This is a genomic window from Streptomyces sp. C1-1 (assembly GCF_050214755.1).
Lineage (GTDB): Bacteria > Actinomycetota > Actinomycetes > Streptomycetales > Streptomycetaceae > Streptomyces.
The window spans coordinates 8,612,146-8,629,266 of the sequence record NZ_CP189826.1; the positions used below are offsets into that span (position 1 = coordinate 8,612,146).

Annotated in this window: 12 protein-coding genes; 3 read left to right on the forward strand and 9 right to left on the reverse strand. The window is 74.8% G+C overall.

Features of this window, described 5'->3' with window-relative positions; all coding sequences use genetic code 11:
- Window positions 1-72 precede the first annotated feature (72 nt).
- From ACQF4J_RS39165 to ACQF4J_RS39175, 3 genes are all read right to left on the reverse strand, one after another.
- Window positions 73-1,314, reverse strand: a complete 1,242-nt coding sequence (locus ACQF4J_RS39165) for a vWA domain-containing protein (protein WP_427167877.1) — start codon at window positions 1,312-1,314, stop codon at window positions 73-75.
- On the reverse strand, window positions 1,311-2,546 hold the full coding sequence (locus ACQF4J_RS39170; RefSeq protein WP_427167879.1) for an AAA family ATPase: 1,236 nt from the start codon (window positions 2,544-2,546) through the stop codon (window positions 1,311-1,313). The genes ACQF4J_RS39165 and ACQF4J_RS39170 overlap by 4 nt, the downstream gene beginning before the upstream one ends.
- A 99-nt stretch (window positions 2,547-2,645) precedes the next feature.
- On the reverse strand, window positions 2,646-4,001 hold the full coding sequence (locus ACQF4J_RS39175) for a hypothetical protein (RefSeq protein ID WP_427167880.1): 1,356 nt from the start codon (window positions 3,999-4,001) through the stop codon (window positions 2,646-2,648).
- 137 nt (window positions 4,002-4,138) lie between these two features.
- Here ACQF4J_RS39175 and ACQF4J_RS39180 point away from each other — a divergent pair, with 137 nt between their 5' ends.
- Both ACQF4J_RS39180 and helR read left to right on the forward strand, forming a co-directional pair.
- Window positions 4,139-5,107 (forward strand): helix-turn-helix domain-containing protein, encoded by a 969-nt coding sequence (locus tag ACQF4J_RS39180; protein WP_351575622.1) that lies wholly within the window; start codon window positions 4,139-4,141, stop codon window positions 5,105-5,107.
- A 444-nt stretch (window positions 5,108-5,551) separates the two neighbouring features.
- On the forward strand, window positions 5,552-7,726 hold the full coding sequence (gene helR, locus ACQF4J_RS39185) for an RNA polymerase recycling motor ATPase HelR (protein ID WP_351575625.1): 2,175 nt from the start codon (window positions 5,552-5,554) through the stop codon (window positions 7,724-7,726).
- Here helR and ACQF4J_RS39190 read toward each other — a convergent pair.
- Window positions 7,713-8,648, reverse strand: coding sequence for an EamA family transporter (locus ACQF4J_RS39190; protein WP_427167882.1), 936 nt, complete (start codon window positions 8,646-8,648; stop codon window positions 7,713-7,715). The two genes, helR and ACQF4J_RS39190, sit on opposite strands and share 14 nt — an antisense overlap.
- Window positions 8,649-8,716: 68 nt before the next feature.
- Here ACQF4J_RS39190 and ACQF4J_RS39195 point away from each other — a divergent pair, with 68 nt between their 5' ends.
- Window positions 8,717-9,574, forward strand: coding sequence for a LysR family transcriptional regulator (locus ACQF4J_RS39195; protein ID WP_351575628.1), 858 nt, complete (start codon window positions 8,717-8,719; stop codon window positions 9,572-9,574).
- A 56-nt stretch (window positions 9,575-9,630) separates the two neighbouring features.
- On the opposite strand, the gene ACQF4J_RS39200 is transcribed toward ACQF4J_RS39195, so the two are convergent.
- From ACQF4J_RS39200 to ACQF4J_RS39220, 5 genes are all read right to left on the reverse strand, one after another.
- A complete protein-coding gene (locus ACQF4J_RS39200) occupies window positions 9,631-10,347 on the reverse strand; it encodes an alpha/beta fold hydrolase (protein WP_427167883.1) in 717 nt (238 codons plus the stop codon).
- 17 nt (window positions 10,348-10,364) lie between these two features.
- A complete protein-coding gene (locus tag ACQF4J_RS39205) occupies window positions 10,365-11,339 on the reverse strand; it encodes an alpha/beta hydrolase (protein WP_427167885.1) in 975 nt (324 codons plus the stop codon).
- 108 nt (window positions 11,340-11,447) lie between these two features.
- Window positions 11,448-12,323, reverse strand: a complete 876-nt coding sequence (locus ACQF4J_RS39210; protein ID WP_427167886.1) for a helix-turn-helix domain-containing protein — start codon at window positions 12,321-12,323, stop codon at window positions 11,448-11,450.
- 110 nt (window positions 12,324-12,433) lie between these two features.
- Window positions 12,434-14,233 (reverse strand): BTAD domain-containing putative transcriptional regulator, encoded by a 1,800-nt coding sequence (locus ACQF4J_RS39215; RefSeq protein WP_427167887.1) that lies wholly within the window; start codon window positions 14,231-14,233, stop codon window positions 12,434-12,436.
- A gap of 16 nt (window positions 14,234-14,249) precedes the next feature.
- Window positions 14,250-17,039: a BTAD domain-containing putative transcriptional regulator gene (locus ACQF4J_RS39220; RefSeq protein WP_427167888.1), complete on the reverse strand. Its 2,790-nt coding sequence runs from the start codon at window positions 17,037-17,039 to the stop codon at window positions 14,250-14,252.
- Window positions 17,040-17,121 lie beyond the last annotated feature (82 nt).

Consider the following 17,121-nt stretch of genomic DNA (forward strand, 5'->3'; position numbering starts at 1 on the left):
TGCTGGTCATCGGCAGCGACGGTTGCGAGGACCGGGCGCTCGGCACCTCGCTGGAGCCGGCCGCGCAGCTGGTCACCCGGGACCGATGTGGACCACGCGGGCCCACGCGGGCGGAGTGTCCGGCACGTACTCCGGATCGTCCTCGTCCCAGGAGTCGTCCGGCCGGGGGAACAGACCCACCACCGTCCGGCAGGCGGGCCGCTCCTCCGGCCAGGGCGTCTGCCCGTCGGTGAGAACTACGACGACATCGGGGCCGGGACGCGTCCGCAGCGCCTTGGCGAAGCCCGTACGCAGATCCGTACCGCCGCCGCCGAGCAACGGGATGCCCTCCGCGCGGCACAGGGGGTGCACTACCCGCGCCGCCGCGTCGCACGGCACGACGGTGACCAGGTCCCGGCGGCCGCCCACGGCACGGGAGATCGCGGCGACCTCCAGCAGCGCGCCGCCCAGTTCGGCGTCGCTGACCGAACCGGAGGTGTCGATGACCACGCACACGCGGGGCGGCCGGCGCCGCAGAGCGGGCAGCACCACGCCGGGCAGTCCCGCCGAGCGTCGCGCCGGACGGCCGTAGGAGTAGTCCTCGCCCGCGCCCGGGGCGGACGCCGCCGAGCGTACCGCCGCCCCCAGCAACTCCCGCCACGGCTGCGGCGGATGGAACGCCTCCTCCGCCCACCGCCGCCACTGCTCCGGGGCGTTGCCGGGGCGTCCCTTGATGCCCTGCGCCACCCGGAAGCGGACCGCGTCCCGCTCCTGTTCGCTCAGACCGTGCGCGCCGTCCGGACCCAGATCCCACCCCCGCTCCCGCCCGTCGGCACCGCTGCCGCAGTCCAGCCAGGCCAGGCCGTCGGTGTGCGGCCCGAGCCGGAACTGACGCAGGTAGTCCTCCATCAGCTGCCCCGTGGGCAGTCGGAGGGTGCCGGGGTGGACGGCGCCCTCGGGCCGGGGCAGCCCGTCGCCGTACACGTCGTCGTTGATCTCGAAGTCCGCGGCGATGTTCATCCGCAGCCGCTCGGCCGGGCCGGTCAGCCCCCGCTCCTTCGCAACCCGGTCGCTGCGCCGGTGGTGCTCGCGCAGCAGGTGGGACACCTCGTGCACCCAGACGCCGGCCAGCTCCTCGACCGGCGTGCGGTCCACGAACCCGGGCGACACATAGCAGCGCCAGTGCCGGTCGACGGCCATCGTCGGCACCGTCCGGGACGCGACGGTGTGCAGGGCGAACAGGGCCGTGGCCAGGTAGGGGCGGGCGCGGGCGGCCTGCAGGCGAGCGGTGAAGAGCTTGGCCTCGTCCAGGGCCCCGGCCGCGTCCCCGCTCATCGCGCCACCCTGGCGGCCGCCTCGTCCGCGCGCCGGGAGAGGGACACCACCCCGGCGAGCTCCTCGATCGACGCCGGCACGTCCCAGTCCTCCCGGCGCAGCGAGGCCAGCGTGGTCGCGGGGACGACCACCAGGTCCGGGGCACCGGTCCGCACCGCCCGCACCAGCAGCTCCCAGGCCGCGTCCCAGCGGGACCTGTCCGGACGGGCGCGGACCGCGGCCACCACACCGTCCAGGGCGGCCTGGCGCAGATCCCCCCGTTCGGGCAGGACGGCGGCCGCCGGATCGGCGAGCAGCTCCTCGGGGTCCGGGAGGTCCATCCGGTCCACGCTCGCCAGCAGTTCCAGCCCCGGACCGTCGCCCACGGTTCCCCTGACCAACAGCGACAGCACGTCCCGGGAGGAGCCGGCCGCGGTCGCGAAGGCGATCAGACGCAGGGTCATCTCCCAGCTCCGGGGCGAGGGCCAGGGCCCGCCCCGGCGGGTCTCGCTGCTGGGCAGCCGGTGCACCAGGGCCGGACGGGCGCTCAGCAGTCCGCAGACCGCCCGACGGGCGAAGTCCACGGCCTCCGGCAGCCGGTGCGGGTCGAGCCGGGGCAGAGTGGCCCGGGGCCAGGTCCCGCCGAGGCCGCGTACGACGACCTCGTGGTCGTGGGTCCACTGCAGGTGCACGAACCGGTTGGCCAACGGCGGGCTCAGCTCCCAGCCGTCGGCCGCCGAGGAGCGCGGGTTGGCGGCGGCCACGATCCGCACGCCGGGCGGCAGCCGCAGGGCTCCGATGCGCCGCTCCAGCACCAGCCGGAGCAGGGCGGCCTGGACGGCGGGCGGCGCGGTGGACAGCTCGTCCAGGAACAGCAGCCCCCGGCCGGCCCGCACCAGGCGAACCGCCCAGTCCGGCGGGGCCATCGGGACGCCCTGCTCGGCGGGGTCGTCGACGACGATGGGCAGCCCGGAGAAGTCGGACGGCTCGTGCACGCTGGCGATCACCGTGGTCAGCGGAAGATCCAGGGCCGCGGCCAGCTGAGTCAGCGCGGCGGTCTTCCCGATGCCCGGCTCGCCCCACAGCAGGACGGGCAGATCGGCGGCCACGGCCAGGGTGAGCGCCTCCAGCTGGATGTCGGGGCGGGGTTCGGTGGAGGCGTCGCGCAGAAGGGTCAACAGCGTTTCGGCGACGTCGAGTTGAGGGTCGTCGACGGAGATGCGGGGCAGGACGGACGAAGGGCGTACGGGCATGAGTGATCACCTCGGGTGTTGTGTGGGTGGAAAAGGGGTGTGCGGGGCGCGCGTTCAGCGTGTGGTGTGGGTGGGAAAGAGGCGGTGGCGGTCGCCGGGTCAGCGGACCGTGCCATGGCGAGGGCGTTGGCGCAGGGAGGGCGGACGCGGTGTGCCCGGGAGGACCCGGCCCGGGCCCGGCCCGGCCAGTCCGGTGCGGAACAGGCCGTAGGCGATGCGCCGTTGGGCGGCCGCCTCCAGTTCCTCCCGCAACGGACCGTCCCGCAGCACCGCCTCCGGACCCAGCAGCCCTTCCACGACAGCCAGCGCGCCGGCGGTGTCGCCGTGGTCCAGGCGCTCGCGGACCCCGGCGAGGCAGTCGGGCCGGCGGTGCGCCCGGTCGATGGCCCGCAGACAGGGCAGCGGGGTGCCGGTCAGGGCGGCCAGCAGTTCCTCGCGCCGGATCTCGTCCGGCCGGTGGTCGAGCGCGGTCAGCACCCCGTCGACCAGACCGATCCGGTGCACCTCTCCGCGGCAGTCGACGAGGTGCGGCCGGTCCGCCCGCTCGGGAGCCGGCGGCGGCCCGGTCGGCGGGTGAGCGGGTGCCAGCGCGGCCGCGACCAGCGGATGCAGCAGACCGGCGTCGATCGCGCCGGCGCGCAGCAGTTCGAGGTCGGGCGGCACCCAGGTCGCGGCGTCGGGCAGCACCGGCAACCCGTCGCCGCCGCCCGTGCGGAGCCGCACCGGGGTGCCCCCGAGCGGGTCGAGGAGCAGCCGGTGGCGACGGCCCAGCCGCACCACGACACCGGGTGCGGCCCGCTCGTCGGCACGCAGCACGAGCCGCGCCTCGGCCGCCCAGCGGTCCACGGCACACCGGTGCCCGTTCGGCGCCGACCGCGGCAGCGCGCGATCACCCGCGCCCGGCGGCCGGTCGGCCCCCGACCGGACCCGCAGTTCACCCGCCCTGCGCGCGTCCCACAGGTGCCGGTGCAGGTCCATCCGGAACCGCGGATGGGGATGCGGGTGCGGGCAGGCGACCGTCCCGGCCCGGGACCCGTCCCACACCGACAGAGCGATCCGCTGGCCGGCGTCGGCCCAGGCGGGCGGGGTCCGGGCGACCAGATGCACCGGGTGGGGGCCGTGCCGGCCCGCGGCGGTGTACCGGGCCAGACCGACGGTCAGCCCGGGCCGCAGCAGTCCGTCGGGGGCGATCCGCGGCATGTGCCAGCGCAGCAGATCGGGGGCCAGATGCCGGAGATCGTCCCGTACCCGGGCCGCCAGCTCACGGCCGTAAAGACGAGTGACGGAGCGCGGGTCGAGGTCGACGTCGACCCGCGCGGCGGCGCAGGCCCCCGCCCAGTCACCGGCGAGGCGGCGGGCGGTCGCGGTCGATATCATGGAGGGCGGCACGGCGAACTCGCGCACGCGCAGCCAGAGGGAGAGGCGGGAATCCCCGTTCGCGATGTGAGTGGCCATCAGCACTCACCTTGCGCGGACGGGACCCCCAATCTGAGAACCGAGGAAGTCGTCATCGCGGGCGAGCGTAGCGTCCCCCGTGCCGGACTGTCAGCCGCATTTTCTCCGAGCCCGGGCGCCTGTGGTTGACTACGGCCGTGTTGGACGAATCGGTTCTGCGGACTTTGGACCTTCCGGCGGCCGACCGTTTCGAGGCCTGGACCGAGCGTCTGGGCCGGACCCACGCGCCCATGGATCTGGCCAGCGACCGTGCGGCGGACTACCGCGGAACGCAGCGTCTGATCAGCCTGGGCGACGTGACCGTGTGGCCGGCCACCTTCGACCATCTGGTGTTCCGCCGGACGCCGCGGCTCGTACGGTGCTCCGACCCCGAGGTCTACCACCTCTCCCTGCTCAGGCGGGGCGAGGGAGCGGCCAGTTGGGGCCGGGAACAGCTCGCCTACCGCAGCGACGACTTCCACGCCAACAGCTCCTCACGGTCGTACGAGATCCACACCGGGAGCGAACCGGTCAGCATGATCGGCGTCGAGATCCCGCGGGCTCTCGTGGCGCTGCCCGGCGACCGGGCGGACGGCATCATCGGCAGCCGCATCTCCAGCCGCGAAGGGATCGGGGCGCTGCTGGCGCAGTTCCTCGTGCAACTCGTCTCGGACACCAGCTGCTACGGGCCGTCCGACGCGCCGCGGCTCGGCGCCGTCGTCGCCGACCTGACCACCGCCGTCTTCGCCCACGCCCTCGACGCCGAGCGCCGGGTGCCGCCCGAGACGCACGCCCGGACGCTGACCCTGCGCATCAAGGCGTTCATCCGCCGCCACCTCGCCGACCACGAGCTGACCCCCGCCCGTGTCGCCGCGGCGCACCACATCTCCCGCAGCTACCTGTACCGCCTCTTCCAGACCGAGGGCACCACCGTCGCCGCGTACATCCGCGACCAGCGGCTGGCCAACGCCCGCCGGGAGCTCACCGACCCGGCGCTGCGGGCCCTGCCGATCCACGCCGTCGCCGCCCGCTGGGGCTTTCCCCGGGCCGCCGAGTTCACCCGGGCCTTCCGCACGGCCTACGGCGTCCCGCCGAGCGAACTGCGCCGTGGACGCTCCGCCAAGTAGCTGTGGACCGTGCGCCAACGACAGACCGGCGGGCATCCGCGCATCCTGTGATCAGCGCGCCGGACATACGGGGCGGACGAGGGCCGGAGCCAGGACCACGTGGGGAGTCCTGGCCCCGCCTCCTTGCGCGCGAGGGGGCGGAACGGCGCGCGATGGGCTGACATGCCGTCCCGGGCGCGGACCACGAAGGACCCGCGGAAACGACGAAGGCAAGGAGCTCGTCCACTCCTTGCCACTCTCAACTTATAGCGCACCGGGGGGCTTGCGGCAAGGCCCCCCGCATGCCGCACAATCGTCGGCCTGAGCCCAGGACCTGCGGAAACGGCGAGACGCGGAGTGCGTCCGAGGGTTGGTGACCCCGGGGATCACCGCCCCTTCGGTTCTCGCCGGCCGCGCGTCGTGCCGCACACCCATCGACGTGCACCGTCCAGATCGGAGCTTGCCGTGAAACCCGCGACCGCCAGTGCGTTCGCCCTGCCCGACCGTCTTGCCGCGAAGGCCGACCCGGCGCTGATCGCCGACGACGAGCGGCACTTCGCGGCGATCGCCGCGTGCCTCGACGAGACCATCGCCGAACTGTCCGACCGCCTCGACGCCGAACGCCGGGCGCCCGGCGGCCTGGGCCGGCAGGCGATGGACCGGGACGCCGAGATCCACCGGCTGACCGCCCGGCTGCGCGCCCTGCGCCGCTTCGGCCTCGATCTGTGCCTCGGCCGCATGGTCGGCACGGACGACACCGAGCCCGTCTACGTCGGACGACTCGGCCTCACCGACAGCACCGGGCGCCGGCTGCTGGTGGACTGGCGCTCGCCCGCGGCCGAACCGTTCTTCGGCGCCACCCACGCCCGGCCGACGGGGCTGGCCAGCCGCCGCAGGTACCGCTGGACCGGCGGCCGGATCAGCGACTACTGGGACGAGGTGTTCACCCCCGACGCCTTCGCCGGGCACGCCGCGCTCGACGACCAGTCCGCCTTCATCGCCAGCCTCGGCACCAACCGGTCGGACCGGATGCGGGACGTCCTCGGCACCATCCAGGCCGACCAGGACGCCATCATCCGGGCGGGCTCCCGCGGCGCCCTCGTCGTGGACGGCGGTCCCGGCACCGGGAAGACCGTGGTCGCCCTGCACCGCTCCGCCTACCTGCTGTACTCCGACCCCCGCCTCGCCCACCGCAGGGGCCGCGTACTGTTCGTCGGCCCGCACCGGCCCTACCTGGCCTACGTCTCGGACGTCCTGCCCAGCCTGGGCGAGGAGGGCGTGCAGACCTGCGTCCTGCGGGACCTGGTCGCCGAGGGCGCGACGGCGGCGGTGGAGAGCGACGCCGAGGTGGCCCGGCTGAAGGCGTCCGCGGAACTGGTGCGGGCGGTCGAGGCGGCCGTCCGCTTCTACGAGGAGCCGCCCACCCGGGGCATGACCGTCGAGACCCACTGGTCCGACGTCTGGCTGAGCCCCGACGACTGGGCGGAGGCCTTCGGGGCGGCGGAGTCCGGCACCCCGCACAACGAGGCCCGCGAGCAGGTCTGGCGGGAACTGCTGACGATCCTGGCGGACAAGCACGACGGCGAGGAGGTCCCGCCCGACCTGCTGCACCGGTCGCTGCGGCAGAACCGGGAGCTGCGCGCGGCCTTCGACCGGGCCTGGCCGCTGATCGAGGCGGCGGACCTCGTAGCGGACCTCTGGTCGGTCCCCGCCTACCTGCGCCGGTGCGCCCCCTGGCTCGGCCCCGACGAGATCCGCAGGCTGCAGCGGAAGGAGTCCCCACAGGCCTGGACGGAGTCCGACCTGCCCTTCCTGGACGCGGCGCGGCAGCGGCTCGGCGATCCGGAGGCGGCACGTCGCAAGCGCCGCGGCGAGGCGATCCTGGCCGCCCAGCGCGAGCGTATGGAGCAGGTCGTCGACAACCTGATCCACGCCGTGGCGGACTCCGGCGCCGACGGCGACGACGGCGAGGGCCTGGTGCGGATGCTGCGCGGCGCGGACGCCCGGGTCAGCCTGGTCGACGAGGCCGAACTGCCCACCGCCGAACCGGATCTCCTCGCCGGTCCGTTCGCGCACGTCGTCGTCGACGAGGCCCAGGAGCTGACCGACGCGGAGTGGCAGATGCTGCTGCTGCGCTGTCCCTCCCGCAGCTTCACCATCGTGGGGGACCGCGCCCAGGCCCGGCACGGGTTCGCCGAGTCGTGGCGGGAACGGCTGGAGAGGGTCGGGCTGAACCGGATCGAACTGGCGTCGCTGAACATCAACTACCGCACTCCGCGGGAGGTGATGGCCGAGGCCGAGCCGGTCATCCGGGCGGCACTCCCCGACGCCAACGTGCCGACCTCCATCCGCAGCGGTGGCGTCCCGGTCGTCCACGGTTCCCTCGTGGACCTGGACTCCGTCCTCGACACCTGGCTCGCCGCGCACGCCGAAGGCATCGCCTGCGTCATCGGGCATCCCGCGTTCCGGGCGACGGCCCGCGTCCGGTCCCTGACCCCGGAGCTGTCGAAGGGCCTGGAGTTCGACCTGGTCGTCCTCGTCGACCCGCGGGACTTCGGCGACGGCATCGAAGGAGCGGTCGACCGCTACGTCGCGATGACCCGCGCCACCCGGCAGCTCGTCGTCCTCACCGGCGCCTGACCCCACCGGCTCCGGAACGCCCTGCGCCAAGGATGCTCAGGGCGTTGGCGGCGACGACCGCGCCGATACCCGCCCACTCGGCCCAGCCGAGCCGCTGGCCGAGCCCCACCCGGCCGACGGCCGCCGCGAGGACCGGGTTGACGCTCATGAACAGGCCGAAGGCGGGCGCGGGGACCCGGCGCAGGGTGAACAGGTCGGCGAGGTACGGCACCGCCGAGGAGAGCACGCCGGCCGCGACGGCGCACGCCAGCGCGGTGACGGTCGGCGGATGCCGGAGCACGACGGCCACGCCGACGGGCAGGAACAGAAGAGCCGAGACACCGGCCGCGGCGGCCGAGCCCTGGGCGCCGGGCAGCCGCCGTCCCACGGTGCGGTTGAGGAGGATGTACGAGGCCCAGCAGGCCGCGGCCAGCAGACCGAGGCACATGCCGACGTAGTCCGTGGAGGGCCGCGGCCGCATCAGCGTGACGACACCCGCGGCGGCGATCACCGCGCAGCAGGCGTCGGCCCGGCGCCGGGCGGCGGCCAGGGCGATGGTGAGGGGGCCGAGGAACTCCAGGGTCACCGCGAGGCCGAGGCCGACCCGGTCGACGGCGCTGTACAGGGACAGGTTCATCGTGCCGAAGACCACGGCCAGCAGCAGCACGGGCCACCACTGCCGCCAGGTGAACGTCTGCAGCCGGGGCCGGCCGACGGCCAGCAGCACGATCGCGGCGACGTACTGGCGGACCGCCACGACCCCCGCGGGCCCGAGCACGGGAAAGGCGAGGGAACCGATCGCGGCGCCGGTCTGGTTGGACAGCCCGCTGCCGACCATCGCGACCACGCCGGCCGGCCGCGGCCGGCCGGGCCGCGCGACTGCGGCGGCGGGCGCGGAGACCGGGGGCGCGGGTGCGGGCGCGGACGTACGAACAAGGCGCATGGCCCGATCGTGAGACCCGGCCGACCATGCGCAAAATGCGTCCGGCCCTCGATCCATACGCTTGAGTCATGGATGTGGAGATACGACAGCTGCGCTGCCTCGTGGCCATCGTCGACGAGGGCACCTTCACCGACGCGGCCATCGCCCTCGGCGTCTCCCAGGCGGCCGTGTCCCGCACCCTGGCCTCGCTCGAACGGGCCCTGGGGGTACGGCTGCTGAGGCGCACTTCCCGCTCGGTCACGCCGACCGTGGCCGGGCAGCGCGTGCTCCGGCACGCCCGTCGGGTCCTCGGCGAGGTGTCGGACCTGGTCCACGCGGCGACCTCGGACCGTGCCGAACTGCGCGTCGGCTACGCCTGGTCGGCACTAGGCCGGCACACCCCCGCCTTCCAACGGCACTGGGCCCGGGCCCACCCGGAGACCGACATGCACCTGATCCGCGTCAACTCCGCCACGGCCGGTCTCGCGGAGGGCGTCTGCGACCTCGCCGTGGTGCGCAGACCGCTGGGGGAGGACCGGCGCTTCGACAGCGCCATCGTCGGCCTGGAACGCCGGTTGTGCGCCCTGGCCTCCGACGACCCGCTGGCCGGGCGCCGCTCGGTGCGCCTCGCCGATCTCGCCGACCGCACCCTCCTCGTCGACCGGCGCACCGGCACCACGACCATCGACCTCTGGCCGCCCGACGCCCGCCCGGCCACCGAGGAGACCCACGACGTGGACGACTGGCTCAACGTGATCGCCGGCGGCCGCCGCATCGGCGTGACGGCGGAGTCGACCGCCCACCAGTACCCACGGCCCGGCGTGGTCTACCGCCCCGTCCGCGACGCCGAGCCCGTCGCCGTACGCCTCGCCTGGTGGCGCGACGACCCGCACCCCGCCACCCCCGCGGCGATCGAACTCCTCACCACGCTGTACCGCGAGTCCTGACGGCCCGGGCCCGGCCCGCTTCGGATCCGCCGCGGGGGATCATCCCGGTGCGGGCGTCAGCTCGTCGCGCGCACCGCGTCGCGGATCAGGTCGGCGACCTCCTTGGGCCGGGAGACGGCGACGGCGTGCGAGGCGCCCTCCAACTCCACGGTCGTCGCGCCCGCCCGCTTCGCGCCGAAGCGCTCCACATCCGGGTTGATCGCCTCGTCCGCCCCGGCGACCAGCGCCCACGACGGCTTGGTCTGCCACGCCGCGGCCGCCGCCGGCTCGTCGAACACCGAAGTGGCCAGAGGCCGTTGGGACACCGCCAGGGCCTTGGTCACCGGGGCGGGCACGTCGGCGGCGAAGATGGCGGGGAACGCCTCGGCCTGGATGGTGACCTCGACGGCCGGCTCCGCGCCCTCGACCGGGTACGTCCACTGCTTGAGGTTGCTCACCAGCGGCGAGAGCGGGAAGCGCCCCTGCAACTCGCCAAGGCTCTCGCCCTCTTCGGGAACGTAGGCCGCGATGTAGACCAGGCCGACGACGTTCTCGACGGTTCCGGCGACGGTGATGATCGCGCCGCCGTAGGAGTGCCCGACGAGGACGACAGGGCCGTCGATCTGCGCGGCGACGGAGGCGATGTACGCGGCGTCGGAGGCCAGCCCGCGCAGCGGGTTCGGCGGCGCGATCACGGGGATGCCGTGGTTCTGCAGCTCCGCGACGACACCGGCCCAGCTGCCGGCGTCGGCGAAGGCGCCGTGCACGAGAAGGGCGGTGGGTGTGGTGGTCATGTCCGCTGTCTCCGGGGTCAGTTGGTGTGGAGGGCCGTGCGCAGGGTGGTGACGGCCTGGTTGATGGCGGCCTCGGCGGCGTGGGTGCCGCGCAGGGCGTTGAGCATCACGAAGTCGTGGATGATGCCCTGGTAGCGCACGGCGGTGACGGGGACGCCGGCCGCGCGCAGCTTGTTGGCGTAGGCCTCGCCCTCGTCGCGCAGGACGTCGGCCTCGCCGGTGATGACCAGGGCCGGGGGCAGTCCGGTCAGCTGTTCGGTGGAGGCGCGCAGCGGGGAGGCGGTGATCTGGGCCCGCTCGGCGGCGTCCGTCGTGTACTGGTCCCAGAACCACTGCATGCCGTCGCGGCGCAGGAAGTAGCCGGTGGCGAACTGGTGGTAGGAGGCGGTGTCGAAGCCGGCGTCGGTCACCGGGTAGAACAGCACCTGCTGCACCAGCGGGACGTCCCCGCGCTCCTTGGCCATCAGGGTCAGCGCCGCGGTCATGTTGCCGCCGACCGAGTCACCGGCCACCGCCAGCCGCGAGGCGTCCAGAGCCTTGCCGGAGCCCTCCCGGACGATCCACTGGGCGACGGCGTAGTTCTGCTCGATGGCGACCGGGTAGCGCGCCTCGGGTGAGAGGTCGTACTCGGGGAAGACCACCGCGGCGTTCGCGCCGACGGCGAGTTCGCGGACCAGGCGGTCGTGGGTGTGGGCGTTGCCGAACACCCAGCCCGCGCCGTGGATGTAGAGGATCACCGGGAGGGTGCCGGTGGCGCCCGCGGGGCGGACGAGACGTGCCCGGACGCTGCCCGTCGGGCCGCCGGAGACGGTGATCCACTCCTCGTCGACGGCCGGCTTGTCGATCTCGCCGGACTGCACCTCGTCGACCGCCTTGCGGCCCTCGGCGGGCGGCAGGTCGAACAGGTAGGGCGGGTTGGCGGTGGCCTCGACGAAGGCCTGGGCGGCGGGTTCCAGAACCGGCTTCGCCGGCTCCGGGGCGGTCTCGGACATGCGTCTCTCCTGGGGTGTCGCAGTGCTTCGACCGGCACGCTAGGACCGCCGGAGCGGGCCGGGTTGCCTGCGCGCGCACGGCCGCTGGCCCCTCAGCGCACGGTCGGCCTACGCGCCGGGGCCGACGCCAGCGGAATCTCGCCACTCGCTGGGGGACATGCCGTACGCGGCCCGGAAGACGCGGCTGAAGTGCGGGGCGCTGAGGAAACCCCAGCGGCCGGCGACCGCGGCGATGGTCCGGCGGCCGCGGACCCGGTGCAGCAGGTCACGCCGGCACTCCTCCAGGCGGCGGCGCTGGATCCACCGGCCGACGGTAGTCCCCTGCTCCTGCTGGAACAGTTTGTGCAGATAGCGCACCGAGATGTGGTGGGCGTTGGCGATCACCTCGGGGGAGAGGTCCGGATCGGCGAGGTGCTCGTCGACGAACCGCAGCAGCCGGGACAGCAACGGCGACCGTTCGTCCTCCGCCGCGTCGGGACCGTCCTCGCCCGACTGCTCGGCCGCGACCGTGGCGAGCAGGTTGACGGCGTTCCAGGCGAGCATCTCACCGGTCGCGGCCGGGGACGACAGGACGGTGTCGGCGAGTTCGGACAGGAACGGCGACACCAGCCGCCCCAGACGCGAGGACCGGGCGACGGGCGTCGGCAGAATCCGCCGCAGGGCACGCTCGTCCAGCCCGAGTGCCTCGCGCGGCACCCGGAACACCTTCAGCCGGGCGGATGCGGGAACGTCCAGGGACGGCGGGTGGTCGACGTCGTAGAAGCAGATGTCGCCGGGGTCGAGCCGGACGGCCCGGGGCTGTTCCAGGGCTCCGATGCAGCCCCGGATCCCGACGAAGAGGTAGTCGCCGGGACTCCCGGCGACGAGACGCGGTGCCAGGGGCCCGGGGTGCCGGTCCGCGGGCAGTCGGGCGGGCGTGGTGCCGGTGACGAGGATGTCGAGAGCCAGGGGCATCCGGCACACCGTGTTGATGTCAGATGTCATCTGTCGCCGCCTCCGAGCACGACCGAACAGAAACTTTCACTGCCCGGAGCCTAAGGACGACGTGTGCAAAAAAAGTGACAGAGAAGTGAGGGCGGCTCTCCGGCCTGCGGTCATGCCTCGGCCGGGTCGATGGCGACGGTGCGGAGCAGGGGGTGCCGGGCGAAGCGGCCGGGTGCGGTCTCGCTGACGAGATGGACGTCGGCGAGTTCGTCGAGCAGCAGCCGGGTGCGGCGCACGGGCAGTCCCGCGAGCTCACCGGCGGCCTCCGCGGTGAGTTCCGGACCCGGATGACGGGCGAGCAGGCGCAGCAGCCGGGCCGCGTCGGCCGACAGGTGCCGCCGGGAGGTGGCGAACGCGGTGCGCACTCCGGCCAGGGCGTCGAAGGTGCCCCGCGCCAGGCGGAGTTCGGCGGCGACGGTCGCCAGCGGGAGGTCGGGGCGGTCGGCGGCGCGGGCGGCCACGGCGGCCAGGGCCAGCGGCAGCCGCCCGCAGAGTCCGACGATCTCGTCGGCGGCCGCGGGCTCGGCCGCCAGGCGGTCCCGGCCGACGCGTTCCGCCAGCAGGTCGCGCGCGTCGGCGGCGGACGGCGGGTCCACCCGCAGCGGACGGGCGCCCGCGGTGACCAGGCCGGACAGCCCGCGCCGGCTGGTGACCAGCGTCAGGCAGCCGGGGGAGGCCGGCAGCAGCGGCCGCACCTGTTCGGTGTCGAAGGCGTCGTCGAGCAGGACGAGCATCCGCCGCCCCGACAGCGTGCTGCGAAACAGGCCGGCCAGAGCGTCCGGGCCGCTCGGCAGCCGCCGCTCGGGCACGCCCAGCGCACCGAGCATGCCCCGAAGGGCCTCCGCCGGGTGCAGGGGCTCGGCGACAGGATCGAACCCCCGCAGATCCACGTGGAGTTGACCGTCGGGATACCGTTCGGCGAGTTCGTGGCCCCAGTGGACGGCGAGGGCGGTCTTCCCGACACCGGCCGTTCCCTGGAGGAGGACGGCGGCCGTTCCACCGTCGGTCCCCAAGAGCGCCCGCAGACAGCGGAGTTCCACGTATCGACCGGTGAACCACTCGATGTCGTGCGGTAGTTGCGCGGGACGTACGCGTGGCCCAGGCGGCTTCTCGGGGCGGGGCGCCGCATCAGCCGGGCGCACGTCCTGGCGGAGTACCCGCGTGTGCGCCGCGGACAGTTCGGCGCCTGGAGCGACACCCAACTCGCGGGACAGCGTCAGGCGTACCGACTCGTGGGCCGCCAGCGCCTCGGCCTGCCGGCCGGCGGCGGCCAGGGACAGGACGAGCCTGGCGTGCACGGACTCGTTCAGGGGGTCCAGCCCCAGTGCGCGCCGCAGGTGCGGCAGCACCTCTCGGGTGCGGCCGCACAGCAGCGCCGCGTCGGCGGCCATCACCGCCGTACGGACCAGCTCGCGCTCCACCTCGGTGAACACGGCGTGTTCCCGGACGGCCGGCGGAATCCCGGCGGCCACCGGGCCCCGCCACTCGCCCAGCGCGCGGAGGAAGTGCCGCAGGGCCACCTCCGGTCGTCCCGTGGCGGCCGCCCGCTTGGCCCGCCGGGCCAGGCCGCGGAACCTCAGCAGGTCGACCTCGTCCTCGTCGGCGGCCAGCAGATAGCCGTCGGCGCCGCCTGCGATCCGGCGGCCCGCCGCCCGGGGCGGCAGCCCGGGTTCCAGCAGCCGGCGCAGCGAACCCGCGTAACGGCGCACCACGTTCAGCGCGCTGGCGGGCGGGCGACCGGGCCACAGGACGTCGACGATCTCGTCCGCCGGCACCGCCCGGCCCACCCGCACCAGCAACAGGGCGAGCAGTGCCCGCTGTTGGGGGAACCCGAGCTCGGGCTCAGCCGGTCCCAGCTGCACCCGTAGCGGCCCGAGCACCTCGAACCCGGTCGGCTCTGCGCGATCCATGACCCGTCGGCTTCCCTCAGGCGAGATCGCGTGCGCCGGCGTCGCCGGACAACCGCTCACGGACCTCATCGGCGTCCGGATGACCGAGGCCGGCCAAGAGCGCGAGGGCCTCGCGCCAGACCTCCGCCGCCTCGTCCGGGGCGCCCGTCGCCAGGTGGGTGTCGCCGATCCGGACCAGGGTGCTCGCCTCCAGGTAGGGCACGCCCAGCTCCCGGTACAGCGTGAGGGCGTTGTGGTAGCCGAGCAGGGCGTGCGGATGGCGGCCCAGGCCGTGCTGGGCGTAGGCGATGCTGTCCCAGGTGGATGCCTGGCCGTAGCGGTCGCCCAGGTCCTGGAGCAGGGCGAGCGCCTCGAAGCAGTGGGACAGGGCCTGCCGGTACTGGCCGAGCAGCGCGTGGTACCAGCCGACCGAGTTCAGGACGCTGGCCTGCGCGGCCCTCCGCTCCTGGGCGCGGAACAGCTCCAGGGCCCGCTGATTGTGCGTCAGGGCGCCCTGTAGGTCGCCCCGTTGGTCGCTCTCCCAGCCGAGGCTGCGGTGGGTCTGGGCCTGTCCGATGCCGTCGCCCAGACGGGTGAACAGGTCGAGGGCCCGGCGCAGCCGGGGCAGGGAGCGGTCGTGCAGGCCCAGCCGCCCTTCGGCGCGGGCCAGCCCGAGCAGTCCGCGCGCCTCCCAGCCGGGATCGGACAGCCGCGCGGCCGACGCGCGCGCGGTGCGCTGGGCGGCCAGCCCGTCGTGCCAGTGGCCCCGCCGGTCGAAGAAGGGCTCCAGGGACCAGGCCAGCAGGCACACGAGACGGTCGCGACCCGAGCGGGCGGCCGCGTCGAGCACGGCGAGCAGGACCGGGTACTCGGCGGTCAGCCAGGCCAGCGCCTCCCGGTCGTCGGCGAGGGGTTCGGCGGCGACCCCGTACGGCGGCGGACCGGGCGGCGGGGGGTCGGCGTGCGGGGCGAGGATGCGGTCGGCGGCGTGGGCGGTGTGCAGGAAGTACGCGTACAGCCGGTCCACGGCCGCCTCGCGCTCGTCCTGCGGCCACTCGGCATCGACCAGTTCGGCGGCGTGGGCGCGCAGCAGGTCGTGCAGGGAGTACCGGCCGGGAGCGTGCTCGCTCGCGAGATGTACGCCGGTCAGCTCGGCCAGCAGCCGACGCGCCTCCCGCACCGGGATTCCCGCCAGGGCCGCCGCGGCCGGCGCGGAGACGTCCGGGCCGGGATGCAGTCCGAGCAGCCGGAACAGGCGGGCCGCGCCGGGCGAGACGGCGGCCAGCGACCAGGAGAACACCGCGCCCACGTTCGCCGCGGTGTCGGTCCGGCTGAACGCGTCGAGGCTGCCGTGCGCCGCGCGCAGCTCGGCCGCCACGGCGGACAGCGGGAAGTGCGGATGGGCCGCGGCGCGGGCGGCGACACACGCCAGGGCGAGCGGCAGACCGGCGCAGAGCTCGGTGATCTCGGCGATGGCCCGGTCCTCGCCCGCGAGCCGTGCGGCGCCCAGTCGGCGGGCCAGGAACGCCCTGGCCCGGCCGGCGTCCAACGGACGCAGGGTCAGCGTCCGCGCCCCGTCCGCGGCGACCAGGGAGGGCAGCCGGCGGCGGCTGGTGACGATGGCCAGACAGCCGGGCGTGCCCGGCAGCAGCGGCCGTATCTGATCGGTGTCGCGGGCGTTGTCCAGCAGGACCAGCAGCCGCCGCCCGGACAGCGTGCTGCGGTACAGCGCCGCCTGCGCCTCCGTCCCGTGCGGCACCCGCTCGGGCGGTACGCCGAGCGCGTCCAGGAACAGCCGTACCGCCTCGCCCGCGCTCATCGCCGTCCCCGACGGACCGAAGCCGCGGAGGTCGACGTACAGCTGCCCGTCGGGAAACCGGCCGGCGATCCGGTGCGCCCAGTGCACGGCGAGGGTGGTCTTGCCGATGCCGGCCATGCCGTCGATGGCGGTGATGACCAGCGCCCCGGACAGTTCCTCCTCCAAGGGGCCCAGCACCTCGGCCAGTTCGGCCTCACGGCCGGTGAACGTCGGCAGGTCGTGCGGCAGTTGGGCGGGCACCGGCGACACGGACACGGGGTCGAGGAGGACGGCGCGGTGGGCGTCGCGCAGTTCGGCGCCGGGGTCTATGCCCAGTTCGTCGGCGAGCCGGGCGGCCACCGTGCGGTACACGTCGAGGGCCTCGGACCGGCGTCCGGCTGCCGCCAGCACGTGGATCAGCCGGGCCAGTAGCGGTTCGTCCAGCGGATGGGCGGCCGCGGCCTGACGGAGCCGCGGCAGTACGGCCTCCGGAACGCCCGCGTCGAGCGCGGCGTCGGCGGCCTCCCGCACCGCCGACAGGCGTTCACGGTCGACCGCGTCGAAGCCGGCGCGTTCCTGGACCTCCGCGGGGAGCCCGTCCGCCACCGGGCCACGCCACAGATCCAGCGCCGCCGTGAGGAGTCCGACGGCCCGCGAGGGCGCGGCACGCCCGGCCTCCTCGCGCAGCCGGCGGAACCGCAGCAGGTCCAGCGAGCCGGCGTCCGCCGCCCACCGGTAACCGCCCGCGTCCCGCGCCAGCCAGCGCCCGGCCGCCCGGGCGGGCAACTCCGGCTCCGCGAGGCGACGCAGCGAACCGACATGACGCCGGACCACGTTCACGGCGCTGTGCGGCGCACGCGGGCCCCACAGCACCTCGACGATCTCGCTCACCGGCACCGGCTGCCCGGCCCGGGCCAGCAGCAGCGCCAGCAGCGCCCGTTCCTGCGGCCCGCCGAGGACGACCTCCGACCCCGACCGCCGCACCCGGACCGGCCCCAGAACCGAGAACTCCACAGGCTCCAGCCCCACCGGCCCGCCCCCCTTGCTTCCTCTCCCACCCCCGCCCGACTTTACGTGATCTTTCGGGCCACCGGAGCGGAACCACTGGGGC